The 25,315-nt window shown below is 62.8% G+C and carries 32 protein-coding genes and 1 tRNA gene; 24 read left to right on the top strand and 9 right to left on the bottom strand.

Annotation, left to right across the window (positions count from 1 at the left end; all coding sequences use genetic code 11):
- Nucleotides 1-25 precede the first annotated feature (25 nt).
- The 19 genes from FSY45_RS05955 to FSY45_RS05865 all read left to right on the top strand — a co-directional run bounded on the left by FSY45_RS05955 (nucleotide 26) and on the right by FSY45_RS05865 (nucleotide 10,970).
- Nucleotides 26-1,621, top strand: a complete 1,596-nt coding sequence (locus FSY45_RS05955; RefSeq protein ID WP_034377342.1) for a glycerol-3-phosphate dehydrogenase/oxidase — start codon at nucleotides 26-28, stop codon at nucleotides 1,619-1,621.
- A gap of 422 nt (nucleotides 1,622-2,043) precedes the next feature.
- A complete protein-coding gene (rplN, locus tag FSY45_RS05950) occupies nucleotides 2,044-2,412 on the top strand; it encodes a 50S ribosomal protein L14 (RefSeq protein ID WP_003050500.1) in 369 nt (122 codons plus the stop codon).
- Nucleotides 2,413-2,424: 12 nt separating this feature from the next.
- Entirely contained in the window at nucleotides 2,425-2,742 is a 318-nt protein-coding gene (rplX, locus tag FSY45_RS05945) for a 50S ribosomal protein L24 (RefSeq protein ID WP_003068411.1), read from the top strand.
- A gap of 10 nt (nucleotides 2,743-2,752) precedes the next feature.
- Entirely contained in the window at nucleotides 2,753-3,292 is a 540-nt protein-coding gene (rplE, locus tag FSY45_RS05940; RefSeq protein WP_003050507.1) for a 50S ribosomal protein L5, read from the top strand.
- A gap of 8 nt (nucleotides 3,293-3,300) precedes the next feature.
- Entirely contained in the window at nucleotides 3,301-3,606 is a 306-nt protein-coding gene (gene rpsN / locus FSY45_RS05935; protein WP_003050509.1) for a 30S ribosomal protein S14, read from the top strand.
- A 20-nt stretch (nucleotides 3,607-3,626) separates the two neighbouring features.
- The gene (gene rpsH, locus FSY45_RS05930; RefSeq protein ID WP_003050510.1) at nucleotides 3,627-4,022 is read left to right on the top strand and encodes a 30S ribosomal protein S8; all 396 of its coding nucleotides are present in this window, start codon (nucleotides 3,627-3,629) and stop codon (nucleotides 4,020-4,022) included.
- Nucleotides 4,023-4,046: 24 nt separating this feature from the next.
- Complete coding sequence (gene rplF / locus FSY45_RS05925; protein ID WP_003068417.1) at nucleotides 4,047-4,580, top strand: 50S ribosomal protein L6; 534 nt, start codon at nucleotides 4,047-4,049, stop codon at nucleotides 4,578-4,580.
- 11 nt (nucleotides 4,581-4,591) lie between these two features.
- Entirely contained in the window at nucleotides 4,592-4,957 is a 366-nt protein-coding gene (gene rplR, locus FSY45_RS05920) for a 50S ribosomal protein L18 (RefSeq protein ID WP_003050513.1), read from the top strand.
- Between the two features lie 15 nt (nucleotides 4,958-4,972).
- Nucleotides 4,973-5,494 carry a 30S ribosomal protein S5 gene (gene rpsE, locus FSY45_RS05915; protein WP_003050515.1) on the top strand — a complete coding sequence of 174 codons (522 nt, stop codon included), beginning with the start codon at nucleotides 4,973-4,975 and terminating at the stop codon, nucleotides 5,492-5,494.
- A 14-nt stretch (nucleotides 5,495-5,508) separates the two neighbouring features.
- Nucleotides 5,509-5,691: a 50S ribosomal protein L30 gene (gene rpmD / locus FSY45_RS05910; protein ID WP_003050517.1), complete on the top strand. Its 183-nt coding sequence runs from the start codon at nucleotides 5,509-5,511 to the stop codon at nucleotides 5,689-5,691.
- 11 nt (nucleotides 5,692-5,702) lie between these two features.
- Nucleotides 5,703-6,134, top strand: coding sequence for a 50S ribosomal protein L15 (rplO, locus tag FSY45_RS05905; RefSeq protein ID WP_003050519.1), 432 nt, complete (start codon nucleotides 5,703-5,705; stop codon nucleotides 6,132-6,134).
- A gap of 24 nt (nucleotides 6,135-6,158) precedes the next feature.
- Nucleotides 6,159-7,472: a preprotein translocase subunit SecY gene (secY, locus tag FSY45_RS05900; protein WP_003050520.1), complete on the top strand. Its 1,314-nt coding sequence runs from the start codon at nucleotides 6,159-6,161 to the stop codon at nucleotides 7,470-7,472.
- Nucleotides 7,473-7,590: 118 nt separating this feature from the next.
- Entirely contained in the window at nucleotides 7,591-7,704 is a 114-nt protein-coding gene (gene rpmJ, locus FSY45_RS05895) for a 50S ribosomal protein L36 (RefSeq protein ID WP_003050535.1), read from the top strand.
- A gap of 22 nt (nucleotides 7,705-7,726) precedes the next feature.
- Nucleotides 7,727-8,092 (top strand): 30S ribosomal protein S13, encoded by a 366-nt coding sequence (gene rpsM / locus FSY45_RS05890; protein ID WP_003068424.1) that lies wholly within the window; start codon nucleotides 7,727-7,729, stop codon nucleotides 8,090-8,092.
- A gap of 17 nt (nucleotides 8,093-8,109) precedes the next feature.
- On the top strand, nucleotides 8,110-8,514 hold the full coding sequence (rpsK, locus tag FSY45_RS05885) for a 30S ribosomal protein S11 (RefSeq protein ID WP_003050538.1): 405 nt from the start codon (nucleotides 8,110-8,112) through the stop codon (nucleotides 8,512-8,514).
- Nucleotides 8,515-8,603: 89 nt separating this feature from the next.
- A complete protein-coding gene (gene rpsD / locus FSY45_RS05880) occupies nucleotides 8,604-9,227 on the top strand; it encodes a 30S ribosomal protein S4 (RefSeq protein ID WP_003068426.1) in 624 nt (207 codons plus the stop codon).
- Nucleotides 9,228-9,339: 112 nt separating this feature from the next.
- Entirely contained in the window at nucleotides 9,340-10,338 is a 999-nt protein-coding gene (gene rpoA / locus FSY45_RS05875; protein WP_003050542.1) for a DNA-directed RNA polymerase subunit alpha, read from the top strand.
- A 131-nt stretch (nucleotides 10,339-10,469) separates the two neighbouring features.
- Nucleotides 10,470-10,853: a 50S ribosomal protein L17 gene (gene rplQ, locus FSY45_RS05870; RefSeq protein WP_003050544.1), complete on the top strand. Its 384-nt coding sequence runs from the start codon at nucleotides 10,470-10,472 to the stop codon at nucleotides 10,851-10,853.
- A gap of 40 nt (nucleotides 10,854-10,893) precedes the next feature.
- Nucleotides 10,894-10,970 (top strand) — tRNA-Met (locus FSY45_RS05865).
- Nucleotides 10,971-11,042: 72 nt separating this feature from the next.
- On the opposite strand, the gene FSY45_RS05860 is transcribed toward FSY45_RS05865, so the two are convergent.
- Nucleotides 11,043-11,369 (bottom strand): hypothetical protein, encoded by a 327-nt coding sequence (locus FSY45_RS05860; protein ID WP_046461629.1) that lies wholly within the window; start codon nucleotides 11,367-11,369, stop codon nucleotides 11,043-11,045.
- Between the two features lie 268 nt (nucleotides 11,370-11,637).
- Between FSY45_RS05860 and FSY45_RS05855 the strand changes: the two genes are divergently transcribed.
- Nucleotides 11,638-13,143, top strand: a complete 1,506-nt coding sequence (locus FSY45_RS05855; protein ID WP_003068430.1) for a DASS family sodium-coupled anion symporter — start codon at nucleotides 11,638-11,640, stop codon at nucleotides 13,141-13,143.
- A gap of 9 nt (nucleotides 13,144-13,152) precedes the next feature.
- Here the strand turns inward: FSY45_RS05855 and FSY45_RS05850 are convergent, their stop codons facing one another.
- From FSY45_RS05850 to FSY45_RS05820, 7 genes are read right to left on the bottom strand one after another with little or no spacing between them, the layout of a single operon-like run.
- On the bottom strand, nucleotides 13,153-13,743 hold the full coding sequence (locus tag FSY45_RS05850; protein ID WP_046461631.1) for an alkylhydroperoxidase domain protein: 591 nt from the start codon (nucleotides 13,741-13,743) through the stop codon (nucleotides 13,153-13,155).
- Complete coding sequence (locus FSY45_RS05845; RefSeq protein ID WP_046461632.1) at nucleotides 13,740-14,435, bottom strand: CMD domain protein; 696 nt, start codon at nucleotides 14,433-14,435, stop codon at nucleotides 13,740-13,742. Before FSY45_RS05845 ends, FSY45_RS05850 begins: the two co-directional genes overlap by 4 nt.
- Nucleotides 14,432-15,550: a putative FMN-dependent luciferase-like monooxygenase gene (locus FSY45_RS05840; RefSeq protein ID WP_046461633.1), complete on the bottom strand. Its 1,119-nt coding sequence runs from the start codon at nucleotides 15,548-15,550 to the stop codon at nucleotides 14,432-14,434. Before FSY45_RS05840 ends, FSY45_RS05845 begins: the two co-directional genes overlap by 4 nt.
- Nucleotides 15,531-17,216, bottom strand: coding sequence for an ABC transporter ATP-binding protein (locus tag FSY45_RS05835; RefSeq protein ID WP_046461634.1), 1,686 nt, complete (start codon nucleotides 17,214-17,216; stop codon nucleotides 15,531-15,533). Before FSY45_RS05835 ends, FSY45_RS05840 begins: the two co-directional genes overlap by 20 nt.
- Nucleotides 17,213-18,145, bottom strand: coding sequence for an ABC transporter permease (locus FSY45_RS05830; RefSeq protein ID WP_046461635.1), 933 nt, complete (start codon nucleotides 18,143-18,145; stop codon nucleotides 17,213-17,215). Before FSY45_RS05830 ends, FSY45_RS05835 begins: the two co-directional genes overlap by 4 nt.
- The gene (locus tag FSY45_RS05825) at nucleotides 18,142-19,089 is read right to left on the bottom strand and encodes an ABC transporter permease (protein ID WP_003068441.1); all 948 of its coding nucleotides are present in this window, start codon (nucleotides 19,087-19,089) and stop codon (nucleotides 18,142-18,144) included. The genes FSY45_RS05830 and FSY45_RS05825 overlap by 4 nt, the downstream gene beginning before the upstream one ends.
- Nucleotides 19,090-19,116: 27 nt before the next feature.
- Entirely contained in the window at nucleotides 19,117-20,829 is a 1,713-nt protein-coding gene (locus FSY45_RS05820) for a TIGR04028 family ABC transporter substrate-binding protein (RefSeq protein ID WP_171832553.1), read from the bottom strand.
- Between the two features lie 221 nt (nucleotides 20,830-21,050).
- On the opposite strand from FSY45_RS05820, the gene FSY45_RS05815 reads away from it, so the two are divergent.
- From FSY45_RS05815 to FSY45_RS05805, 3 genes are all read left to right on the top strand, one after another.
- Nucleotides 21,051-21,635 carry an OsmC family protein gene (locus tag FSY45_RS05815; RefSeq protein WP_187427533.1) on the top strand — a complete coding sequence of 195 codons (585 nt, stop codon included), beginning with the start codon at nucleotides 21,051-21,053 and terminating at the stop codon, nucleotides 21,633-21,635.
- A gap of 23 nt (nucleotides 21,636-21,658) precedes the next feature.
- A complete protein-coding gene (locus tag FSY45_RS05810) occupies nucleotides 21,659-22,480 on the top strand; it encodes a VOC family protein (protein WP_148747959.1) in 822 nt (273 codons plus the stop codon).
- Between the two features lie 118 nt (nucleotides 22,481-22,598).
- Nucleotides 22,599-23,849 carry an Hsp70 family protein gene (locus FSY45_RS05805; protein WP_046461637.1) on the top strand — a complete coding sequence of 417 codons (1,251 nt, stop codon included), beginning with the start codon at nucleotides 22,599-22,601 and terminating at the stop codon, nucleotides 23,847-23,849.
- A gap of 84 nt (nucleotides 23,850-23,933) precedes the next feature.
- Here FSY45_RS05805 and rsmI read toward each other — a convergent pair whose 3' ends face one another.
- On the bottom strand, nucleotides 23,934-24,857 hold the full coding sequence (gene rsmI, locus FSY45_RS05800) for a 16S rRNA (cytidine(1402)-2'-O)-methyltransferase (RefSeq protein ID WP_003068451.1): 924 nt from the start codon (nucleotides 24,855-24,857) through the stop codon (nucleotides 23,934-23,936).
- On the opposite strand from rsmI, the gene FSY45_RS05795 reads away from it, so the two are divergent.
- A complete protein-coding gene (locus tag FSY45_RS05795) occupies nucleotides 24,857-25,258 on the top strand; it encodes a YraN family protein (protein WP_003068453.1) in 402 nt (133 codons plus the stop codon). The two genes, rsmI and FSY45_RS05795, sit on opposite strands and share 1 nt — an antisense overlap.
- Nucleotides 25,259-25,315: the final 57 nt, after the last annotated feature.

Here is a 25,315-nt window from a genome sequence, read left to right as displayed (position 1 = left end):
CGGCGATCACCGCAGAAGTCGTTCCATGAACCAGTCCACTCAACCCTTGGCTACAACGCGCGCGCAACTGCTGGAGCGCCTGGCGCAGACCGAAAGCTTCGATCTGGCTATCGTGGGCGGCGGTGCCACGGGGCTGGGCGTGGCGGTGGATGCGGCGGCGCGCGGCTTTAAGGTCGTGCTGCTGGAGTCGCTGGACTTCGCCAAGGGCACTTCCTCGCGTGCCACCAAGCTGGTTCACGGCGGCGTGCGCTATCTGGCGCAGGGCAATATCTCCCTCGTGCGCGAAGCACTGCACGAGCGCACGACCCTGTTGCACAATGCGCCGCATCTGGCCCAGCCTCTGGCCTTTGTGATGCCCTCGTACAAGCTGCTGGATACGCCGTTCTACGGCATCGGCCTCAAGATGTACGACGCGCTGGCCGGCAAGGCCGGCCTGGGGGCTACCGAATTCCTCTCCAGCGCCAAGACCGTGAAATACCTGCCGACCGTGCAGCAAAAAGGTCTCAAGGGCGGGGTCAAGTACTGGGATGGTCAGTTTGACGATGCGCGCCTGGCGCTGGCGCTGGCGCGTACCGCAGCGGCCAAGGGCGCTTTGCTGATCAATTACTGCCCGGCAGAAAAGCTGATCTACGAGGGTCAGCAGATTGCCGGCCTGATCTGCCGCGATGCGGAATCGGGCCGCAACTTCACCGTGCGCGCCAAGTGCGTGGTCAATGCCACGGGACCATGGGTGGATCTGTTCCGCCAGCAGGATGCCGAGGCCCAGGGCAAGCCCGTCAAGCCCATGGTGGCGCCCAGCCAGGGCGTGCACGTGGTGGTGGACCGCGAGTTCCTGCCCACGGATCATGCGCTGCTGATCCCCAAGACGGCCGATGGTCGCGTGCTGTTTGCCGTGCCGTGGCTGGGCAAGGTCATTTTGGGAACCACCGACACGCCGCGTCACGATCTGGCGCGCGAACCCCTGCCTTTCCCAGAAGAGCTGGACTTCATTCTCGGCGAGGCCGGCAAATATCTGAATCGCCAGCCCACGCTGGCCGATGTGCGCAGCATGTGGGTGGGCCTGCGCCCCCTGGTCAAGCCGCAGGACGATGACGGCGAGAACACCAAGAAGATCAGCCGCGAGCACACGGTGATGGCCAGCAAGACCGGCCTGGTGACCGTCACCGGCGGCAAATGGACGACGTACCGGGCCATGTCCGAGGATGTGCTGGCCGAATGCTTCCAGATCGGTCGTCTGCCCAGCCGTCCTGCCGGGGTGACCGTGAACCTGCCCCTGGTCGGTGCGCCGGCCGAGGCCGCAGTCACGCACAGCATGAACCAGAGCCAGGGCCTGCACTCCTACGGCACGGATGCCGCCGCCGTGGCTGCGCTGCCTGGTGCGCAGAACTGGCTGATGGATGGTCTCTCGGAAGCCATGGTGCGCTTTGCCGCCCGCTTTGAATACGCGCGCACCGTCGAGGACATGCTGGCGCGTCGCAGTCGCCTGCTTTTCCTCGATGCCCGCAAGGCTGCCGAGATCGCGCCCCGCGTGGCGGCCATCCTGACCGAGGAGCTGGCCCAGGATGTGCAGCTCAACGACTTCCTGGCCCTGACCCGCCAATATCTGCCCGCCCAGGGCTGATCCGCGCGGCCGCCCTGCGGGGCGTGGCGTACGGGCAACAGGCTGTGGTTCGCAGGTCTTGCGAAAATGTGAGCTGTCAGCGCTTTCTATCTGTTGATTTCAGATCAAATATTGTTTGAAATCAATGCTCCAAGAGCGCTATGCGCTATTGTTTTGGTTGCAAGTGCGAAAGACCTGTCTGCCAGGCTTTGCGCCAGTGAAATCAGTGCGGGTATTGCAGGCTAAACGCTTGACGCACAAAGGATTTCCTGCGACAATCTACTGCTTCACGTTTAAAAGCGTGGAACTTTCTGCCCAGCGGGAAGCCCTCCGGAATGGTCCGGAAGGTGGACGACGGGCCCAAGACTGACCGGCTGCTTGATCAGCCCTTGAGAAGACTCTGGGGCTGTCGAGCGTTGCTGGAGCAAGTTGGGAATATTGAAATGATCCAAACAGAATCTCGGTTAGAGGTTGCCGACAACACCGGCGCGAAGTCTGTTCAGTGCATTAAGGTGCTGGGCGGTTCTCATCGTCGCTACGCAAGTGTTGGCGACATCATCAAGGTGAGCGTCAAGGAAGCAGCTCCTCGTGGTCGCGTCAAAAAAGGCGAGATCTACAGTGCTGTGGTGGTGCGCACCGCCAAGGGCATCCGTCGTGCAGACGGTTCGCTCGTGAAGTTCGACGGCAATGCCGCCGTGCTGCTGAACGCCAAGCTGGAGCCTATCGGCACCCGTATCTTTGGCCCCGTGACTCGTGAACTGCGTACCGAAAAGTTCATGAAGATCGTGTCGCTGGCCCCTGAAGTTCTCTAAAGGAATAGCACCATGAACAAGATTCGCAAGGGCGACGAAGTTATCGTGCTGACCGGCCGTGACAAGGGCAAGCGTGGCGTGGTTTCTCTGCGCAAGGATGACTCCCACGTGATCGTGGACGGTGTCAACCTGGTCAAGAAGCACACCAAGCCTAACCCCATGAAGGGCACCACCGGCGGTATCGTGGAAAAGGCCATGCCTATCCACCAATCCAACGTGGCTATCTTCAATGCAGCGACCGGCAAGGCCGATCGCGTGGGCATCAAGGTGAACGCCGACGGCACACGTGTTCGCGTGTTCAAGTCCAATGGCGCTGAAATCGCCGCCTAAGGAGTAACACATGGCACGACTGCAAAAACTCTATCGCGAAAAGATCGCGGCTGAACTGAAGGAAAAGTTCGGCTACACCTCCGCTATGGAAGTGCCCCGTCTGACCAAGATCACTCTGAACATGGGTGTGAGCGAAGCCGTGGCCGACAAGAAGGTGATGGACAACGCCGTGGCTGACCTGACCAAGATTGCTGGTCAGAAGCCTGTGGTGACCAAGGCCAAGAAGGCTATCGCTGGTTTCAAGATCCGCGAAGGCCAAGCTATCGGCTGCATGGTGACCCTGCGTGGCGTTCAGATGTACGAATTCCTGGACCGTTTCGTGACCGTGGCTCTGCCCCGCGTGCGTGACTTCCGTGGTATCTCGGGTCGTTCGTTCGACGGTCGCGGCAACTACAACGTTGGCGTCAAAGAACAAATCATCTTCCCCGAAATCGAGTACGACAAGGTGGACGCTCTGCGTGGTCTGAACATCAGCATCACGACAACAGCGAAGAACGACGAAGAGTGCAAGGCACTGCTCGCCGCTTTCAAATTCCCCTTCAAGAACTGAGGTGGCGCATGGCTAAAGTAGCAATGATTCAGCGCGAACTGAAGCGCGAAAAGCTGGCAGCCAAGTATGCTGCCAAGTATGCAGAACTGAAGGCAATCGCCGGCGACGTGAAGCGTTCCGACGAAGAGCGCGACGCCGCTCGCCTGGGTCTGCAGAAGCTGCCCCGTAACTCGAACCCCACTCGCCAGCGTAACCGTTGCGAGATCACTGGCCGTCCTCGCGGTACCTTCCGCCAATTCGGTCTGGGTCGTGCCAAGGTGCGTGAATTGGCCTTTGCTGGCGACATCCCCGGTGTCACCAAGGCCAGCTGGTAAGCAAGCAGGAGAGATTAAACATGAGCATGAGTGATCCCATCGCTGACTTGCTGACCCGCATCCGCAATGCACAACTGGTCTCCAAGGCCACTGTGTCGGCTCCTTCCTCCAAGGTGAAGGTTGCCATCGCACAAGTGCTGAAGGAAGAAGGCTATATCGACGGCTTCGAAGTGAAGTCCGAAGGTGGCAAGTCCGAACTCGAAATTACCCTGAAGTACTACGCCGGTCGCCCTGTGATCGAGCGTATCGAACGTGTGAGCCGTCCCGGCCTGCGCGTGTACAAGGGTCGTCACGCAATTCCTCAGGTCCAGAACGGCCTGGGTGTGGCCATCGTCACTACTCCCAAGGGCGTGATGACTGATCGCAAAGCACGTGCTGCCGGTATCGGCGGTGAAGTGCTGTGCTATGTGGCCTAACGGACATTAAGGAGAAATACTGAAATGTCTCGCGTAGCAAAAGCTATTGTGACCATCCCCGCAGGTGTGGATGTGTCCATCAACGCTGAAACCATCAAGGTCAAGGGCAAGGGCGGCGATCTGTCGCTGGCTCTGAACGGCCTGGTGACCATCGGCAACAACGACGGCAAGCTGTCCTTTGCTCCCGCCAACGATTCCCGTGAAGCTGACGCTCTGGCCGGTACCATCCGCCAGCTGGTCAACAACATGGTCAAGGGCGTGACTGAAGGCTTCGAGAAGAAGCTGACGCTGATTGGCGTGGGCTACAAGGCCGCTGCACAAGGTTCCAAGCTGAACCTGGCTGTGGGCTTCTCGCACCCCGTCAACTTCGAGATGCCTGCCGGCATCACTGTCGCTACCCCCACTCCGACTGAAATCGTGATCAAGGGTGCTGACCGTCAAGTGGTCGGTCAATTGGCTGCTGAGATCCGTGCCGTTCGTCCTCCCGAGCCTTACAAGGGCAAGGGCATTCGCTATGCGAATGAGAAGGTCGTGATCAAAGAGACCAAGAAGAAGTAAGGAGCTGCATGATGTTGAACAAGAAAGAGCAGCGTCTGCGCCGTGCCCGTCAGACTCGCATCCGCATTGCCCAGCAAGGCGTTGCACGTCTGAGCGTGAACCGCACCAATCTCCATATCTACGCCTCCGTGGTTTCGGAAGACGGCACTACCGTGCTGGCTTCGGCCTCCACTGCAGAAGTCGAAGTGCGTTCGCAACTCGGCGCCGCTGGCAAGGGTGGCAACGTGGCCGCCGCCACGCTGATCGGCAAGCGCATTGCTGAGAAGGCTAAGGCTGCTGGCGTTGAGAAAGTGGCTTTCGACCGCGCCGGTTTTGCATACCACGGCCGCGTGAAGGCTTTGGCAGAAGCCGCTCGCGAAGCGGGCCTGCAGTTCTAAGCGGAGCGGATACAAATGGCTAAATTTTCCCCCAAAGTGCAAGACGAAGGTCGTGACGACGGTCTGCGCGAAAAAATGATCGCGGTCAACCGCGTCACCAAGGTTGTGAAGGGCGGTCGTATTCTCGGCTTCGCTGCACTGACCGTGGTTGGCGACGGTGACGGTCGCGTTGGCATGGGTAAGGGCAAGTCCAAGGAAGTGCCTGCTGCCGTGCAAAAAGCGATGGAAGAATGCCGTCGCAACCTGATGAAGGTTGCACTCAAGAGCGGCACCATTCACCACTCGGTGAAGGGCCATCACGGCGCTGCCAAGGTCGAGCTGCACCCAGCTCCCAAGGGTACCGGCATTATTGCTGGCGGCCCTATGCGCGCTGTTTTTGAAGTGGTGGGTATCACCGACATCGTGGCCAAGAGCCACGGTTCGTCGAACCCCTACAACATGGTTCGCGCAACTTTCGACGCTTTGAAGAACTCCACGACCCCTGCGAACGTGGCAGCAAAGCGCGGCAAGTCGGTCGAAGACATCTTCACCGCCTGATCGGAGTCCAGCACATGACAACACAACAAACTGTCAAGATTCAGCTGGTTCGTAGCCCCATCGGCACCAAAGAGTCGCACCGTGCGACTGTGCGTGGCCTGGGTCTGCGCAAGCTGAACAGCGTCAGCGAACTGCAGGACACTCCTGAAGTGCGCGGCATGATTAACAAGATCGCCTACTTGGTGAAGGTTCTCTGAAAGGATTGATGATGGAACTCAATAGCATCAAGCCTGCAGACGGCGCCAAGCACGCCAAGCGTCGCGTGGGTCGCGGTATCGGTTCTGGTCTGGGTAAGACTGCCGGTCGCGGTCACAAGGGTCAGAAGTCGCGTTCGGGTGGCTACCACAAGGTGGGCTTCGAAGGCGGTCAAATGCCTCTGCAGCGTCGCCTGCCCAAGCGTGGCTTCAAGTCGCATCTGCTGAAGTTCAATGCAGAAGTGACCCTGTCCGAGCTGGATAAGCTCGGCCTGGCCGAAGTCGATCTGGCTGCTCTGAAGCAAGCCGGTCTGGTTGGCTCTATCGCTAAGGTCGTGAAGATCATCAAGAGCGGTGAACTGACTAAGGCTGTCAAGCTCAATGGTATCGGCGCTACCGCCGGTGCCAAGGCTGCCATCGAAGCTGCCGGTGGCAGCATCGCCTGATTAAAGTTCTGAAAGAAGACATCCGTGGCTACTAGCGCAGCTCAAATTGCAAAGACTGGAAAATTCGGCGACCTGCGTCGTCGTCTGGTTTTTCTGTTGCTTGCGCTGGTCGTATACCGCATCGGGGCGCATATCCCCGTTCCGGGCATCGACCCAGCGCAGCTGCAGCAGCTGTTCTCTGGCCAGCAGGGCGGCATTCTCAATCTGTTCAACATGTTCTCGGGTGGAGCGCTCTCGCGCTTCACAGTGTTCGCACTGGGGATCATGCCGTACATCTCGGCATCGATCATCATGCAGCTCATGACCTACGTGGTCCCGACATTCGAGCAGATGAAAAAGGAAGGTGAAGCGGGTCGTCGCAAGATTACCCAGTACACCCGCTACGGCACTCTGGGCCTGGCGCTGTTTCAGTCCTTGGGAATTGCTGTTGCCCTGGAAAGCTCCGCAGGCTTGGTTCTGAACCCTGGTTTTGGCTTCCGCATGACTGCGGTGGTCAGTCTCACGGCCGGTACCCTGTTCCTGATGTGGCTCGGTGAACAGATCACTGAACGTGGTCTGGGCAACGGTATCTCGATACTGATCTTTGGCGGTATCGCCGCAGGCCTGCCGAGCTCCATCGGCGGTCTGCTGGAACTGGTGCGCACCGGTGCCATGAGCATTCTGGCGGCAATCTTCATTGTTCTCGTTGTGGCAGCCGTGACGTATTTCGTCGTGTATGTCGAACGAGGTCAACGCAAGATCTTGGTGAATTACGCACGCCGGCAAGTCGGCAACAAGGTGTACGGTGGTCAGTCTTCGCACTTGCCACTGAAGCTGAACATGGCAGGTGTGATTCCTCCCATCTTCGCTTCGTCGATCATCTTGCTGCCCGCTACGGTGGTGAATTGGTTCAGTGCAGGAGAATCCATGCGCTGGCTGAAGGATATTGCGAGCACGTTGACCCCTGGTCAGCCAATCTATGTCATCCTTTATGCTGCCGCGATCATTTTCTTCTGCTTCTTCTATACGGCCCTGGTTTTCAACAGCCGGGAAACTGCCGACAACCTGAAGAAGAGTGGCGCTTTCATCCCCGGGATTCGTCCTGGCGAACAGACAGCCCGCTACATTGACAAGATTCTGGTTCGCCTGACCCTGGCTGGCGCGATCTACATTACCTTCGTGTGCTTGTTGCCCGAATTCCTGATCCTGAAGTACAACGTTCCGTTCTACTTCGGTGGTACATCGTTGCTGATCATTGTGGTCGTGACAATGGACTTCATGGCGCAAGTGCAGAACTACGTGATGTCGCAGCAATACGAGTCGCTCCTGAAAAAAGCGAACTTTAAGGCTGGTATTTGATGACAAGGCTGCCCAAGGGGGCAGCCTGCCAAAAGTTAGTAGACGCCCATCGATCTATCGCGGGCATTGTTTCCCGGTCGATAGGCCGATAGTGGATGGAAAGTTTTAGGAGAAAAGAATGAGAGTTTCGGCTTCGGTCAAGAAAATCTGCCGTAACTGCAAGATCATCCGCCGCAAAGGTGTTGTGCGCGTGATCTGCACTGACCAGCGCCACAAGCAGCGCCAAGGTTGATTGAAAGCATTAGAGGACTAATATGGCACGTATTGCTGGCATTAACATCCCGCCGCACAAGCATGCTGAAATCGGCCTGACTGCCATCTATGGCATCGGTCGCACTACAGCTCGCAAGATCTGCGAAGCATGCGGTATCGAGTATTCCAAGAAGGTCAAGGACCTGACGGACGCTGATCTGGAAAAGATCCGTGACTTCCTGAATCCCATGACTCTGGAAGGTGATCTGCGTCGCGAAACCACGATGAACATCAAGCGCTTGATGGACATCGGTTGCTACCGCGGTTTCCGTCATCGTCGCGGCCTGCCCATGCGCGGTCAACGTACCCGCACAAACGCCCGTACTCGCAAGGGTCCGCGCAAGGGTGCTGCGGCTCTGAAGAAATAAGAGATTGAAAGATCATTATGGCTAAGTCTCCCGCAAACAACGCAGCTGCTCGCGTTCGCAAGAAGGTCCGTAAGAATATTTCTGACGGCATCGCGCACGTGCACGCTTCGTTCAACAACACGATCATCACCATCACCGACCGTCAAGGCAACGCTCTGTCGTGGGCTTCGTCGGGTGGCCAGGGCTTCAAGGGTTCGCGTAAGTCGACTCCCTTTGCTGCTCAGGTTGCTTCGGAAGTGGCCGGTCGTGCTGCTATCGAACAGGGCATCAAGAACCTGGAAGTCGAAATCAAGGGTCCCGGTCCTGGCCGTGAATCCTCGGTTCGCGCCCTGGGTGCTCTGGGTATCCGTATCACTTCCATCTCGGACGTGACTCCGGTTCCCCACAACGGCTGCCGCCCTCAAAAGCGTCGTCGTATCTAATTTTTTATCAAGCCCACCGCCGCCCAGGTGCATTTGCATCGCGGGCGGCTCCCGTGTTTGCGCACGGTAGATGACACAAAGGAAATCAAGTGGCACGCTATATTGGCCCTAAGGCAAAACTCTCCCGCCGCGAAGGCACCGATCTGTTCCTGAAGAGCGCACGTCGCTCCATCGCAGACAAGGCAAAGTTCGACACCAAGCCTGGTCAGCATGGCCGCACTTCCGGTCAGCGCACTTCCGACTACGGTCTGCAACTGCGCGAAAAGCAGAAGGTCAAGCGCATGTACGGCGTGCTGGAGAAGCAATTCCGCCGCTACTTCGAAGCTGCTGACCGCAAGCGTGGCAACACTGGTGCCAACCTGCTGTCGCTGCTGGAATCGCGTCTGGACAACGTCGTGTACCGCATGGGCTTCGGCTCCACTCGCGCTGAAGCACGTCAGCTGGTGTCGCACAAGGCTATCACTGTGAACGGCCAGTCCGTGAACATTCCTTCTTTCTCCGTGAAGGAAGGCGACGTGGTTGCCCTGCGTGAAAAGTCCAAGAAGCAAGCTCGCGTGGTCGAGGCTCTGCAACTGGCTGCTCAAGTGGGCTTCCCCGCATGGGTTGAAGTGTCTGCTGACAAGGCAGAAGGTACTTTCAAGAAGTCTCCTGACCGCGATGAATTCGCAGCTGACATCAACGAATCCCTGATCGTTGAGTTGTACTCGCGTTAATCTTTAGCAGCGACATTTCTGTAAACCGTCCCCACGGCGCGAGGCATCGCGCCGTGGGTGCTTCACCAGCCTTACCGGTGTAACGAGCCGAGGGTATTGAGAGGAAGTCTGCATGCAAACGAATTTGCTGAAGCCCAAGACAATCAATGTCGAGCAACTTGGTCACAACCGTGCCAAGGTTGTTCTGGAGCCGTTTGAGCGTGGCTACGGTCATACGCTGGGCAATGCCCTGCGCCGTGTTCTGCTCTCCTCCATGGTGGGTTACGCAGCGACGGAAGTGACGATTGCTGGGGTGCTGCATGAGTACTCCTCCATCGACGGTGTCCAGGAAGATGTGACCAACATCCTGCTGAACCTCAAGGGTGTGGTGTTCAAGCTGCACAATCGTGACGAAGTCACCCTGAGCCTGCGCAAGGATGGCGAAGGTGTTGTCACTGCCCGTGACATTCAGACCCCCCACGACGTAGAAATCGTCAACCCTGATCATGTGATCGCCCATCTGTCGCAAGGCGGCAAGCTGGACATGCAGATCAAGGTGGAAAAGGGCCGCGGCTATGTGCCCGGCAACGTGCGCCGCTACGGTGACGAATCGACCAAGTCGATCGGCCGTATCGTGCTCGACGCTTCGTTCTCGCCCGTCAAGCGCGTGAGCTACGCTGTCGAATCCGCACGTGTGGAACAGCGTACCGATCTGGACAAGCTGGTTCTGGAAATCGAAACCAACGGTGCCATCACCGCTGAAGACGCAGTGCGTGCATCCGCCAAGATCCTGGTGGAGCAGCTGGCAGTGTTTGCCCAGCTCGACGGTGGCGATATCGCCAGCGTGTTCGACGCTCCTGCCGGTGGCCGCGGCGCTGCCACGTCGTTCGATCCCATCCTGCTGCGTCCTGTGGACGAGCTCGAGCTCACCGTGCGTTCTGCCAACTGCCTCAAGGCAGAGAACATCTACTACATCGGTGACCTCATCCAGCGTACCGAAAACGAGCTGCTCAAGACTCCCAACCTGGGTCGCAAGTCGCTCAACGAGATCAAGGAAGTTCTGGCTTCCCGCGGTCTGACTCTGGGCATGAAGCTTGAAAACTGGCCACCCGCTGGCCTGGAAAAGCGTTAATTGCTACAATAGAGGACTTTGCTGGAGTTGATCCGGCAAAGTCCAAGTGCCTCGGGCAGTACCTGATACGGCTGCCTGATTTAATTTAGAAAAGATCTCCGGATAAAAACGGGGAGCAAAGGAAAAGCACCATGCGTCACGGCAACGGCCTCCGCAAACTGAACCGCACTTCTGCACACCGCAAGGCAATGCTGCAGAACATGATGAACTCGCTGATCGAGCACGAAGCAATCAAGACCACGGTCCCCAAGGCCAAGGAACTGCGTCGCGTCATCGAGCCCATGATCACTCTGGCCAAGGTTGATACCGTGGCTAACCGTCGTCTGGCTTTCGACCGCCTGCGCGACCGCGACAGCGTGACCAAGCTGTTCAACGTGCTGGGTCCCCGCAACGCTCAGCGTCCCGGTGGCTACACACGTATCCTGAAGATGGGCTTCCGCGTGGGCGACAACGCTCCCATGGCCTATGTGGAACTGGTCGAGCGCGCTGAAGAAGCCGCTGCAGCAGCTGAATAAGCCAGGGCAGGCTGCAAAGCCTGCTATAATTTGGAAATACCGCGCGATGGAGCAGTCTGGTAGCTCGTTGGGCTCATAACCCAAAGGTCGGAGGTTCAAATCCTTCTCGCGCAACCAAATTGAAAAGGTCACGACAATGTCGTGACCTTTTTTTTGTCCATTTTCCATTGAAGGGCGGCAGCGCTGGTATCAGCTCGTCATACCTCCCGACGCTGTGCCCGAGCGCCGGCTCAGATGCTCGCGCACCCGGCTGGCAATCACCTGAGCGATTTCCGGGCTCAGTACCTCGCTGATATGAAGTACCTCGGTGTAGTGCAGATAGAGCAGGCCGCGCAAGGTCCTGAATGCCGTCTCATGTTCGGCACCGCAGATGCCGGCATCGTTGGCCAGCACGCGTTCGACGGCACCGGGCTCAAGCAGCCGGATCTTGCAGATAGCAGCCTGATGCAGTATCGCTAGATCTATTTCTTCAAGGCGGCTTTCCCATTCATCGGGCAGGAATCGGTTCGCTGGCATTTAGAGTGTCTCTCCTGCTGAATCCATGGGCATGTGCCCAATGCTTGAATACTGACATGTACGAGGTCTTGCCATTGGTTTTGCTTCTGCAAGTCTTGCCGTCGATCAAACTTTGGCAACGTAAAAGTCGGCCTGGAGTCGAAGCCATGCGGCACTGCATCATGATGCCAGTCTGTGACCCGAGCGCCAATGTCCGTCGGGGACTCCTGGCTTTTGCTGAGCTGAGGTATGGTGTCTCGATGCGCTGCAGGTAAAGAAAAGGACTTCTATGTTCGAGAAGATCGTCTCGATGTTCCGTTACTTCAAATCGGCCGTTCCGTTTCGGGTCGTGCCTGCACTGATTTCCACCCTGGTGCTGACCGGTCTGCTGCTGACGCCGGTACCTGCGGGACTGGACAGCAAGGCCTGGCAACTGGTGGCCATCTTTCTGACGACCATCGTGGCGATCATCCTCAAGGTCATGCCCATAGGCGTGATGGCATTGATGGCGATTGTCATCGTGTCGCTGTCCCAGGTCACCTCCAGTTCGTCCAAAGGTGCGATCACGGATGCGCTGAGCAGCTTTGCGAATCCTCTGATCTGGCTGATCGTGGTGGCGGTTCTGATATCGCGCGGTCTCAAGAAGACGGGGCTCGGCAACCGCATCGGATTGCTGTTCATTGCGCTGATGGGCAAGCGCACCATAGGCATAGGTTACGGACTCGCGATCTGCGAGCTGGTACTGGCCCCGTTCACGCCCAGCAACACGGCACGCGGTGGCGGCATCGTGCATCCGATCATGAAGTCCATCGCCAATGCCTTTGAATCGGATCCGGCCAAGGGAACGCAAGGCAAGGTCGGGACCTATCTGGCGCTGGTCAACTACCATTCCAATCCGATCACCTCGGCGATGTTCCTGACCGCGACGGCGCCCAATCCGCTGGTCGTGGACCTGGTGGCCAAGGCCACGGGTCAGTCCCTGCACCTGAGCTGGACAAGTTGGGCTCTGTACATGCTGCTGCCAGGGCTGCTGTGTCTGCTGTTGATGCCGCTGGCGATCTATCTGCTGTCGCCACCCGAACTCAAGGCCACGCCCAATGCCGTGGAGTACGCGCGCGCCGAGATGGCAGGCATGGGCCCGCTGTCAGGCAAGGAGCGCGTGATGCTCGGCACCTTCGGCGTGATGCTGTTGCTATGGGCGAATGTGCCGCAAATGCTGTTCGGCCCGGCGTTCACGCTGGACCCGACCGTGGTGGCTTTTCTCGGTTTGTTCGCCCTGATCATCACGGGGACCATCGATTGGGATGATGTGCTGTCCGAGAAAAGCGCCTGGGACACCCTGATCTGGTTCGGTGCCTTGGTCATGCTGGCCGAGCAGCTCAACAAGCTCGGTGTGGTCGCCTGGTTTGCCGAGGGTTTGAAGAGCGCCATCGTCGCCAGCGGCCTGGACTGGCTGCCCGTGGCCGCCATTCTGGTGGGCGTTTTCGTCTTCTCGCACTATCTGTTTGCCAGCACCACGGCCCATATCAGCGCCATGATGCTGGCCTTTCTGACCGTGGGCGCGCAACTGATCCCGGCTGACTACGTCGTCCCCTTCATGCTGATGATGACGGCCGGTTCGGCCATCATGATGACGCTGACGCACTACGCGACCGGCACTTCACCCATCATCTTCGGCAGCGGCTATGTGACTCTAGGTGTCTGGTGGCGCGTGGGGGCTGCGATGTGCGTGCTGGAGTTGCTGATCTTCGCTGTCGTCGGCAGCGCCTGGTGGAAGTTGCTGGGGCTGTGGTGAGCCGCGCTGTCAGCTGCTCGTGCGCAGGGGCTCGCCCAGAGACAGCATGAGCCGGTTGGCCCAGTTGAAGAAGGCAGTGCCCTGCAGCGCATCGGAGATGGCCGCGTCATCCAGGCCGGCGGCGCGCAGCGCATCGATATGACTGGACTCCAGTGCGGGCGGCGTCTGCGTCAAGGCCACGGCGGCGGCGACGATGGCGTTCCAGCGCGGGCCCAGATCGCTGCCCGGACCTTCATCGAGCAGGCGCTGCACATCGGCGGCGCGTTGCGAGAAATGCGTGGCAAAGCGCGCATGTACCGAAGCGCAGTAGATGCAGCCATTGGTGCGTGAGGTTGCAGCTGCTGCCAGTTCGCGCTCGGCGCGCGGCAGGCCGGCGTCGGGGTTGTAGAAGATGTCCTTGTCGGTGCGCGTGCGTGCTCCCAGCGTGTCGGGGTCGCGCGCCAGCAGCCGGAAATAGGGTGAACGCGCGCGCGCCGCGTCCACCAGGCCTGCATGGTGGCGCTCGCTCAGCTCGCTCTCCTGCAGCGGAGCTATCCATGGCTGCCAGTCGAGCTGTTCCTGGGTGAAGACCTGGGGGGAGGTGTTGTGCGTGGTGCTCATGGCTGGGCTTGCAGGGCGAGGGTGGAAGATGCCGTGGTGACTGCAGCTCGTGCGCCAAGCACGCGCAGCCCCGCCACAAGGCGGATCTGGAAGGACAGGAAAGAGGCGAGCTGGGACAGGATGACGATATCGGTCTCGCTCCAGCCGGCCTGCTGCAGCGCCAGCAAGGCCTGGGCACTCGCATCGCGTGGGTGGTAGGCCAGCAGATGGGCATGGGCCAGCGCGGCGCTCAGGCGCGGGCCCAGCAAAGTCGCATGGGCCGGGTCCACGGCGTAGTTGGGGCCGCTCTGGTCCTCGCGGCTCAAGGGGCCGGCCGGATAGATCCCGTAGGGACCGTGCGGGCCGCTGCCGGGCTGCAGGCTGGCAGCGCGCCCGCGCACCACTTCCGAGCTCACGGCATCGGCCAGATCGGCATCCTCGCCCGCCAGGGCGCGTGTATAGAAGGCCGTGCTGCGAGGCTCGCCATGTAGGCCTGCCGTGAAGGCGGCCAGCGTCAGGCGCTCGCGCAGCGAGACGGTTCCTGCAACCGGCTCGGCGGGGGTGAACAGCGCGGCAAAGCTTTGCTGGGCCTGGGTGCGTGCCTCGCTACGGTGGCGGCGCACCTGATCGAGCGTGCTGCCGGCAGCGATATCGGCGAGATGGTCGATCACATCTTCGGGAAAGCGGGTCTGTGCGGTGTTGCTCATGGTCATGCGGCTTGAAGCAGTTCGGTCCGGACTGGGGGTTGTGAAGCGCCGGCGGGGGCCTCGCTGCGGCGCCAGCCCAGAGCCGGCGCCACGACGGCTGCCGTCAGCTCGATGGAGCGCAGAATGGCCTGGTGCGGCGGGTCGATGGAGTGGACCTGGAACACGATGTCGCTGGCTTGCGCCAGCGCCGTGTCGGCGCGCAGCGAGGCGATCACCTCCTCGGGCGTGCCCACATGCACGTCGTAGGCTTCAATGAGCTGCTGCAGCGGCGCCTGCGGATCGACGCGCGTTGCCCATTGCGTGGAGGAGGTTGAGGCCAGGGCCGCATGGCGCTGGGCCGCGCGGCGCAGACCGGCTTCGGCCCATTCCAGTGCCTGGGCGCGCTGGTCGGAAACCAGCAGGGTGCGCGAAGCCAGGATGCGCGGTGCGCGTCCTGCGGGCAGGGCCGCGAGATAGGCTTCGATGATGGGGTTCTGTATCTCGGACAGCGTGGCCCGGGGGCGGCCTTCGGGTCGGGGCTGTGTGCGCGAGAGCATCAGGCCGTCCCTGTTGGCACCAGCGCGTGCCCCGCCTTCGACCGAGAACGTGGCCTGCCAGACGCGCTCCAGCAGATGCGGGGCTGCGGGGTACAGACGCACGCCGCCTGCCAGCTCGCGCCCGGCCCAGGCATCCCTCAGCACGGCGAAGTTGCGCGCAAAGACCGCGCCGCGCTCGCTGCCTGTGACGCCGAAGGCCTCGAAGGACTCCGCCGTGCCGCCCGTGCCAAGGCCCACCTCGAGGCGGCCGTCCGAGAGCAGGTCCAGCACGGCCGCATCCTCGGCCACGCGCAGCGCGTTTTCCAGCGGCAGCGTGACCACGCCCGTGCCCAGGCGGATGCGCCGCGTGTGTGCCGCCACATGCGCGAGAAAGACAAGGGGCGAGGGCAGGCCGCCCTCGCTTTCGTGGAAATGATGCTGGGCGATCCAGGCCGAGTCGAAGCCCTGGGCTTCGGCATGGGCGATCTGCTCGGTGACCAGGCGGTAGCGTTCGCCGGCCGGTACCTCATCGAGCAGGCGGCTGAAGAAGCCCAGGCGTGGGGCAGGGCGCACGCGAGCAAGAGTGTCAGGCGGGGTGGGGGACAAAATCAATGCTCCTTTTGCCGGGAATGGCGTCCATGAGTTCGCGCGTGTAGTCGCTGGTGGGGCGCAGGAACACGTCCTCGACGCTGCCCGCGTCCACCACCTTGCCTGCGCGCAGCACCGACACCGTGTCGGCGATCTGGCGCACCACGGCAAGGTCGTGCGAGATGAAGAGATAGCTCAGGCCGAGGTCCTGCTGCAGCTGCGCGAGCAGGGCGAGGATCTGGGCCTGCACGGTCACGTCCAGGGCCGAAACGGCCTCGTCCAGCACCACCACCTCCGGTTGCAGCACCAGGGCGCGTGCAATCGCCACGCGCTGGCGCTGGCCGCCCGAGAGCGCATGCGGGCGCCGTTCGAGCACGGCGGCAGGCAGGCCCACGCGCTCGAGCATGTCAAGCACGCGCTGGCGGCGCTCCTGGGGCGGCAGCGGCTCGAAGTTGAGCAGCGGCTCCTCGATGATGTCGAAGACACGCTGGCGCGGGTCCAGCGAGCTGAACGGGTTCTGGTAGACCAGCTGGACCTTGCGCCGCAGCTGGCGCAGGGCCTCGCCGCGCAGGCCCGTGAGTTCGGCGCCGGCGATGCGGATGCGACCCGATGTAGGGCGTGCCAGGCCCACGATGTCGCGTATGGTCGTGGTCTTGCCCGAGCCCGACTCGCCGACGATGGCATGCGTGGAGCCCCGGCGCAGGCGCAGCGACACGCCGTCCACGGCGCGGAAAATGCCGCGCCCCTGGCTGGGGGCATGGAAGTCGTGAACCAGGTCCTCGACCTCGATGGCCCAGTCCTCGGTGGCAATCGCCGTCTCAGGCGGTGTGCGACGGGGGGCGGGCGTGAGCGAAGGTGCGTCCGACAGCAAGCGGCGCGTATAGGCGCTTTGCGGATGGCGCAGAAGCTCCAGTGTCGGGCCTTGTTCCTGGATGCGACCGCCCTGCATGACGATGAGGCGATGCGCGCGGTCGGCCGCCACGCCCAGGTCGTGGGTGACCAGCAGCACGGCGGTGCCGGTTTCGCGGCGCAGCTCGTCGATCAGATCCAGGATGCGCCGCTGCACCGTGACATCCAGCGCGCTGGTGGGCTCGTCGGCGATGATCAGCGCAGGCCGCAGCGCGATGGCGATGGCGATCAGCACACGCTGGCGCATGCCGCCCGACAGCTCGTGCGGATACTGGCGCGCCCGCAGGGCGGGCTGGGACAGGCCCACGCGGGTCAGCAGGTCGATCACGCGCGCCTCGATGGCAGAGCGGTCGCGCAGGCCGTGAATGCGCAGGATTTCGCAGACCTGGTCGCCCACGGTGCGCACGGGGTTCAGCGAGGTGGTCGGGTCCTGGGGCACCAGGCTGAGCACGCGGCCGCGAATGCTGTTCCAGCGCGCGGCGCTCCAGTCCGAGACCTCGGTGCCTTGCAGCCGGATGCTGCCTTGCTCGCGGCGCCCGTTGTCGGCGAGCAGGCCAATCACGGCCTGGGCCGTGGTGGTCTTGCCCGAGCCCGATTCGCCGACCAGGGCCACGACTTCGCCGGGCGCCACGGAAAACGACAGGCCGTGGACCACGCGCTGTTCCTGGCCGCTGTGGTCGCGGTAGGCGATGACCAGGTCCTGGACTTCGAGCAGCGGGGCGGCGGCTGCGGCAGTGATTGCAGTGGCGGGGCGGTCTTGCAGCAGGGTGCTCATGCCGGCCTCCGCGCGAAGGAGGCTCCGATGCGGTTGGCGGCCAGAACCACGGCCACCACGACCAGGCCCGGCGCCGTGGTCAGCCACCAGGCGGTGGCGATATAGTTGCGCCCTTCGGCGATCAGCAGGCCCCATTCGGGCGTGGGCGGCGGCGCGCCGTAGCCCAGAAAGCCCAGCGTGGAAATCGACAGGATGGCCGAGCCGAACTGCAGAGCGGCCAGGGCCACCACCGAGGTCAGCGAATTGGGCAGCACATGGCGCCACAGCACGGCCGCAAAGCGTCCGCCGCTGCCGAAGGCAGCCTCCACATAGTCCGAGCGGCGCACGCGTACCACCTCGGAGCGCACCAGGCGCGCGAAGCCGGCCACGGATGCCACCCCCACGGCGATGGCTGCATTGATGGTGCCAAAGCCCAGCAAGATGATGATGGTCAGCGACAGCAGCAGCGAGGGCACGGCCAGAAGCACGTCGATGAGGCGCATCAGCGCGTCATCGACGCGGCCGCCCGCTGCACCGGCCAGCAGGCCGATCAGCGTGCCCGCCACCAGGCCCACGGCCACGGCCAGGAAAGCGCCCGACAAGGAGTGCACCGAGCCATGCACCACGCGGGCCCAGAGATCACGCCCCAGCGCATCCGTGCCCAGCCAGTGCGCGAGGCCGGGCTCCAGCAGTTGCTGGCCGGCCTGGCCGACGACGGGATTCTGATGCGCAAACCAGCCCGGAACCAGGGCCCACAGCGCGGCCGTGGCAATCACCAGCAAGGCCAGGGCCAGCGTGGGCGACAGGCGTCTGAGCCTTTGCAGATCGATCAGGATGGGGCGCAGGCTTTTTGCGGCCGGTGCCGGCGGGGGCGCCAGCCTGGGCGCTGCGGTCGAGGCGACGCCGGATGCCAGTGGCTTGGGAATGGCGGTCGAGACGGCGGTGTTCATGCCCGGTTCTCCACAGAATGACGCAAACGAGGATCGAGCAGCGGGTAGAGCAGGTCCACGGCGAGGTTGATGAGCACGAAGGCGGCGGCCGAGACCACGACCACGGCCTGGAGCACGGCCGTGTCCTGGTTGCCCACGGCCTGCTGGGTCAGCGTGCCCAGGCCGTTGAGGCCGAACACGGCCTCGGTGACCACGGCGCCGGCCAGCAGCTCGCCGAACAGCACGCCGGCAATCGTCAAGGTCGGCAGCAAGGCATTGCGCGCCACATGGTGCAGCAGCACCCAGGCGCGAGAAGCGCCCTTGGCGCGCGCCACGGCCACAAAGGGCTGGGCCAGCACGTTGTCGATATTGCGCAGCAGGATCTGGGCCAGCGGCGCCGAAATCGGGACGGCCAGCGTCAGCGTGGGCAGGACCAGGCCTTCCCAGGGGCCGGGATTGATGACGGGAATCCAGCCCAGACGGAAGGACAGCACCTGGATCAGCATGATGCCCAGCCAGAAAACGGGCACGGAGACAAAGACCGAGGGCAGGGCTTGCAGGGCATTGCGCAGCCAGGCCAGAGGCGCGAGGCTGGCCGCAGCCGCCAGAGCGATGGCCAGCAGCGCCGCCGTGGAAAAGCCCAGGGCCGCGAGGCGCAGCGTGGGCGGCAGACTGGTGGCCAGGCCCTGGCTCACGGGCACGCCGGCCTGCAGCGAGTAGCCGAAATGGCCCGTGAGGAACTGAGCCAGCGTATGCAGGTATTGCTGCCAGACGGGCTGGTCGGCGCCATAGGCGGCGCGGATGTCGGCGATTTCCTGCGGGCCCAGGCCCAGCTCGGGGTTCAGGAACTTGATCAGCACGGCATCGCCCGGCAGCAACTGCAGCAGGATGAAAGAGGCCGTGAAGGCCGCCCACAGCACCAGGGCGGCCTGTGCGATGCGGCCAAGCAGATAGCGGCGTGGCATGGGTGCGCCTCCTTGATCGGTGCGCAATCAGCGCTTGGCCAGCCAGGTGCTGTAGAAGCTGGGACGGCCCACGGCCTCGAAGCCCACCTCGCGCACCCAGGTCGCACCCGCGAAGGCCTGGGGCTCCTCGAAGATCGGGATTACGTAGGCCTGGTCGATCAGATAGTTCTGCACCTCGCCGGTCAGCGCGAGGCGCCGGTTGGCATCGGTCTCGGCCGCGATGGCATCGAACAGGCGGTTGAGCTTGCCGTCCTCGAAGGACTTGACCTTCTGGCTCACACCGCCTTTTTGCAGCAGCACATTGCGGTTGCTCGGGTAGTAATTGCTCTTGATCACGTCAGGATCGGCGCGGCCCACCATGCCCGGCAGCACGCCTGTCTTGTCGGGGTCCAGCGTGTCCACCGTGCGGCTGCCCGAGTCTCCGGCCAGCACATTGAGCTTGATACCCAGCCTGGCCCATTGCTGGGCCACGAGCTGCAGGGTTTCCTTGTTCTGTGGCTGGGGCAGGGATTCGTAGGTCGAGAGCACGAAGTCCTGGCCGTTCTTCTGGCGCAGGCCGTTGGCGCCCAGGCTCCAGCCGGCTTCGTCGAGCAATTGCTTTGCCCTGGCCTCGTCAAAGACCAGCTTGGCCGACAGGTCCACATAGCCGGCTGCCGTGGAGGCGATCACCGAACGTGCCTGCGGGTAGCGCGGCGAGAACAGGGTTTCGACGATCTCCTTGGTATTGGTGCCATGCAACAGGGCCTGGCGCACCTTGAGGTCGGCCACCAGGGCGTTGTCGGGACGGATGGCGATGCTGTTGTTCACACCGCGCGTGGACGGCGCGTAGATGCTGAACTTCTGTTGCTCCACGCGCTTTTCGTCATAGGCCTGGACCTGGCGGATGAAGCCGGCCTGACCGGCCAGCAGTGCGCCTATGCGCACGCTGTCCTCGGGCGTGACGATGAACTTGACTTCATCCAGGCGTGCTCGGCCCTGGTGGGCCAGCTTGGCCGGGCCCCAGCGGTAGTCCTTGCGCGCCTTGAGCACCAGTTCCTTGCCCAGGGTCTCGCTGGCCACCACGAAGGGGCCCGAACCTATGATGCGCGTGGCATCGCCAAGCTCCTCGAAGGGACGATCCAGCGTGGCCGGCGAGACCAGGCCCGAGCCGATCACCGAAGTGCCCTGGAGAAAGCCCGGCGAGGGTTTCTTGAAGAAGAACTTCACGGTCAGCGGATCGACGACTTCGCTGCGCTCGTAATTGTTGATGACCTCGGAAACCGGCTGCTTGAGCGCCTTGTTGCCCAGGCCGTAGGTGTCGAAGTTGCGCGCCACGGCGGCCGCGTCCAGCGGCGATCCGTCCGAGAAGCTCACGCCGGAGCGCAGCTTGAAGCTGTACTCGGTGGCGTCGGCGTTCACGGTCCAGGACTCGGCGATCCAGGGCTGGATTTCCAGCGTCTCGGGGTCCTGATAGGTCAGCTTGTCCGTGATCTGGTTGAGTACGCCGCCGTTGGGATAAAAGCCCCCGGCAGGCGGATAGAGATTGGTATGTGCCTGCTGCTCGAGATAGACCAGGGTGCCGCCCTGGACCGGTTCCGCCGATGCGCCGGCCTGGGCCGTGCCGGATTGCCTGGAGCAGCCGGCCAGCAGCATGCTGCCCGTCAGTACCGCCACTGCGGCCCATAGGGCGCGGCGTTGGGCCGGCTTGTTCACCGGCTGTTTTATCGATGGATCCGTCTGCGAAGGGAAAAACACGTTCATACCTCGTCGCCACATGGCGTTGAAAACTCAGGTTCCGGACGCATCGCCGCAGCAACCGACCGGATTCATGGTTCTCATGCTATCGACACCAAATATTCGTGTTCATATATTGAGTAGCATCGTTATGCGAAAAACAACTAAGCGGTGAGAGGCCGCATATTTGCAAAGCGCATAAGCGCAGACGAATTCCTTTGTTGGCCCGGCGCGCCGCTCTCACAACAATGGCCTGGCATTCCTCTATCGAAAGCCCGCTCATGAGCCATCTCAACGAATATCTTTCCGAAAAACGCGCGGCCGTGCTGGCGCGCAGCGCCGCCATCGAGGCGGGCACGGCCCAGGCCGCCAGGCTCAAGGCCAGCGTGCGTGCCGAGGGGCGCAGCGGCGTGCGTCGTCTGCGCATCCGCGAACACCAGGTCATCAGCGACAGCCCGCCCGACTTCGCGGGCTACAACCTCGGCCCGAGCTCGCCCGAGCTGCAACTGGGCGTGCTGGGCACCTGCGTGACCCATATCTTTCTGATCCAGGCGGCCGAGCGCCAGGTGCCGCTGGAGAGCCTCGAAGTCGAGGTCACGGGCGTCATAGACCCGCGCGGCGGCAAGCCCGGCCATGAGGCGACGCCGATCTGGCCGCACGATATCGGCTACACCGTGCATATCGATTCGCCAGCCAGCCGTGCCGAGATCGATGCGCTGTTCGAGGCCGTGGAGCGAAGCTGCCCCATCCTCAACCTGCTGCGCAACCCCCAGTCCATCCGCGCCGAGGTGCGCCATACCGACTCCAGCGCGCCCGAGCGCCTGGCGGCCTGAGAACCTTTTGGAAAGACTTTTGCATGAGCCTGCCACTCGACCATATCGTCATCGCGGTCCAGGATCTGGAGCGCACGATTGCCGACTACCAGTCCCTGGGCTTCAACGTGCTGCGCGGCGGCGAGCACCCGGGCCGCTCCACGCACAATGCCCTGGTGGTGTTTGCCGACGGCGTCTATTTCGAACTCATTGCCTGGCGTGCGCCCGCGCCCGAGGAACGCTGGTGGCAGCAGTTGCAGCAGCACGGTGAGGGCCTGGTCGACTTTGCGCTGCTGCCCTCCGAGACCGGCGCCGTGGTGGCGGCGGCCCAGGCGCGCGGCCTGGACTATGAAGCGCCTTATGAGGGCGGACGTCTGCGTCCCGATGGAGAGCAGCTGCGCTGGCGCAATGCACGCGCCCACAGCCAGGATCTGCCGTTTCTGTGCGGCGACCTGACGCCGCGTGCCTTGCGGGTGCCCGAAGGCCAGGCCCGGGTGCATCCCAATGGCGTGACCGGCGTGGCGCGCCTGGAAGTGGCGGTGAAGGACCTGCGGGCCAGCCTGGCGCGCTGGCGGGCCTTGCTCGGCGAAGGCGTGGATGTCGGCGCGCTGCGGGTCTCGGCCGACGGCAGCACGCAGCAGGTATCGCTGGGTCTGGGCACCACCGAGCTGGTGCTGGCGGCACCCGTACAGGCTGCAGGCCTCCTGGCCCAAAGACTGGCCACTCGCGGCGAAGGACCTTATGCGGTCGTGCTGTCGGTGCCGCAGCAGGCGGTAGCAGAGGGACTGGACGAAGTTGCCACCCACGGGGTGCGCATTGAACTGGCACTGCATTCCGGCAGCGAGCTGGAAACCGCCGCCGCCTAGGCCCAATAACAGGGGCGCTAGAATAGCGCCCCCGCTGACACCCATGCCCACTTCGGTGGGCGTTTTCGTTGCGGCCGCGTCAGCCTTTGCGGGCCGGCGCGGTGCAGCGCCGCCTTTCATGACCACAGCTCTCACGTCTGCCACTCTGGGCATCGATTTCGGAACCTCCAACTCTGCTGCTGCCTATCGCCTGCCTGGCAAGACCGCAACTTTGCTGCCTCTGGAAGGAGCGGCCACGGGCATGCCCACGGCGCTGTTCTTCAATACCGAAGAACACAGCACGCATTTCGGCCGCGATGCCATGCAGCAGTATCTGGCAGGCGAGGAAGGGCGCCTGATGCGCTCCCTCAAGAGCCTGCTGGGCAGCAGCCTGTTGCTGGAAAAGACCGCGGTGCACGAGCAGCTCGTCAGCTATCAGGACATCATCGCGATCTTTCTCAAGCGCGTGGCCGATCAGGCGCGTCACGCGCTGGACGGTCGTCTGCCCGAGCGTGTGGTGCTGGGGCGTCCCGTGCATTTTGTCGACGAACACCCGGAGCGAGACCGTCAGGCGCAGGATGCCCTGGCCGCTGCGGCGCGCGCTGCTGGCCTGGGCGAAGTCAGCTTTCAGCTGGAGCCGATTGCGGCGGCGCTGGATTACGAGCAGCGCCTGAGCGAGGAGCAGTTGGTGCTGGTGGTCGATATCGGCGGCGGCACCTCGGACTTCACGGTGGTGCGTCTCGGTCCGCAACAGGCCGGGCATGCCGACCGCACCCAGGACATTCTGGCCACCACCGGCGTGCATATCGGAGGCACGGATTTCGACCATCGCCTCAACGTGGCCCAGGTCATGCCGCTGCTGGGCTACAAGCACATCGGCCCCAGTGGGCGCGAGGTGCCCAGCAGCGTGTTCTTCGATCTCTCCACCTGGCATCTGATCCAGTGGCTGTACACAGCCAAGGCCCTGGCTGCGGCGCGCGGTCTCAAGAGCGATTACAGCGATCAGCAGCTGCACCAGCGCCTGATGAAGGTGCTGGATTGGCGTGAAGGCCATAGGCTGGCCGATGCGGTGGAGCAGGCCAAGATTGCGGCTTCGCAAAGCCATGCGGCCTCGGCCATAGCGCTGGACTGGCTGGAGCAAGACCTGCCGGCGGCCATCTCCCCGGAGGTTCTGCAGGAGCAGTTGCAGGCCTTGCTGCTGCAGGTCGTCGAATGTGCGCAGGACTGTGTGCGCCAGGCCGGCGTGGCAGCGCCAGACGCCATCTATCTGACCGGCGGCTCGTCGGCCCTACGTACCCTGCGCGATGCGCTGCGCGTCGCTTTCCCCGATGTGCCGCAGGTCGAAGGCGACCTGTTTGGTGGCGTGGCAACCGGTCTGGCCTACGCTTGAGTCGCAACCAGGCTTCCCCAAACGGGGGCTGCGGGGCAGCCCTTGCCAGGCGTCTCCGGTTTGTACCGCGCCCGGTTGACCTACCTATTCCTCTTCGGCGGCCCGCTTGAGTTCCAGCGCCCGGTCGTAGAGCGTGTTGCGGCTGGCCCCAGTGATTTCGGCGGCCAGCTTCACGGCCGTCTTGGTCGGCAACTCGGCCAGCAGCAGCTTGAGCACGCGCTCGGCCTCGCCCGACTCCTGCTGCACCGCCACGGGGTGCAGCACGATGGCGAACTCGCCCTTGACACGTTGCGGCGAGGCCTGCAGCCAGGCTGCCAGCTCGTGGGCCGGCATGCTGGCGATGTCTTCAAACTGCTTGGTGATCTCGCGCGCCAGCGTGACGCGTCGCTCGCCCAGCAGGGCCAGAGCCTGGGCCAGCTCGATGATGCGGTGCGGGGCTTCCAGCAGCACGGTGCAACGCGGCTGGTCGGCCAGCTTCTGCACGGCGGCCAGTCGTTCGGCATTCTTGGTAGGCAGGAAGCCGGCAAACACAAAACCGCTTTCGCCCTGTGCCGGAGTGACGGCGCCGGCCACGCTGATGGCCGATGTCACGCTGCTGGCGCCGGGTAGCGGAATGCTGCGCAGACCCACGGTCTGCAGCGCCGCGCACAGGCGCGCGCCCGGGTCGCTGACACCGGGAGTGCCTGCATCGCTGACATAGGCGATGCGCTGGCCTTGCTGCAGGCGCTCGATCACCTGCTGGGCGGCTTCTGCCTCGTTGTGCTGGTGCACGGCCAGCAACTGGCTGCCGGGTCGGTCCAGCCCGTAGCTGCGCAGCAGGCCCTGAGTGTGGCGCGTGTCCTCGCAGGCGATGCAGTCCACGATCTGCAGCACATGCAGCGAGCGCAGGCTGATATCGGCCAGATTGCCAATCGGCGTCGCCACCACATACAGGGCTCCCTGCGGATAATGCTGGGAAGCGGCCGCGTCATGTGCGGCAGTCAGTGCAGAGGCGAAAGAGGTAGTCAATGGATTTCCTTGGAAAGCGGCCCAAGCCGGCGCAAAGCACAACCGCACGCGGGCAGCAGGCCGAGGATGCCGCGTTGGCGCATTTGCAGACGCGGGGCCTGAAGCTTGTCGAGCGCAATTATCGGACGCCGGGCCGTGGTGGCGGCGAAATCGATTTGATCCTGCGTGACCGCGACGGGTCTTTGGTGTTCGTCGAAGTCCGCAGCCGCAACACCGAGCGCTTCGGCGGTGCCGGCGGCAGCATCGGCCGTCTCAAGCAGCAGCGCATCGTGCTGGCCGCCAGATACTATCTGATGCGGCTTGCGGCAGCGCCGCCATGCCGCTTTGATGTGGTGCTGGTCGATAGCGCCGGGAACCAGATGCGCCTCGAATGGCTCCAAGCGGCATTCGAGGCGCTTTAGTCGCCGCGTCATAGTTGTGCGCAACACTGATGCGCAAATAACGGTTTGCTACCAAAG

The organism is Comamonas sp. Z1, assembly GCF_008121555.1.
Lineage (GTDB): Bacteria > Pseudomonadota > Gammaproteobacteria > Burkholderiales > Burkholderiaceae_C > Comamonas > Comamonas thiooxydans.
Note: the sequence above shows the minus strand (reverse complement) of the source record. Positions and strands in the feature narration are given on the sequence as shown.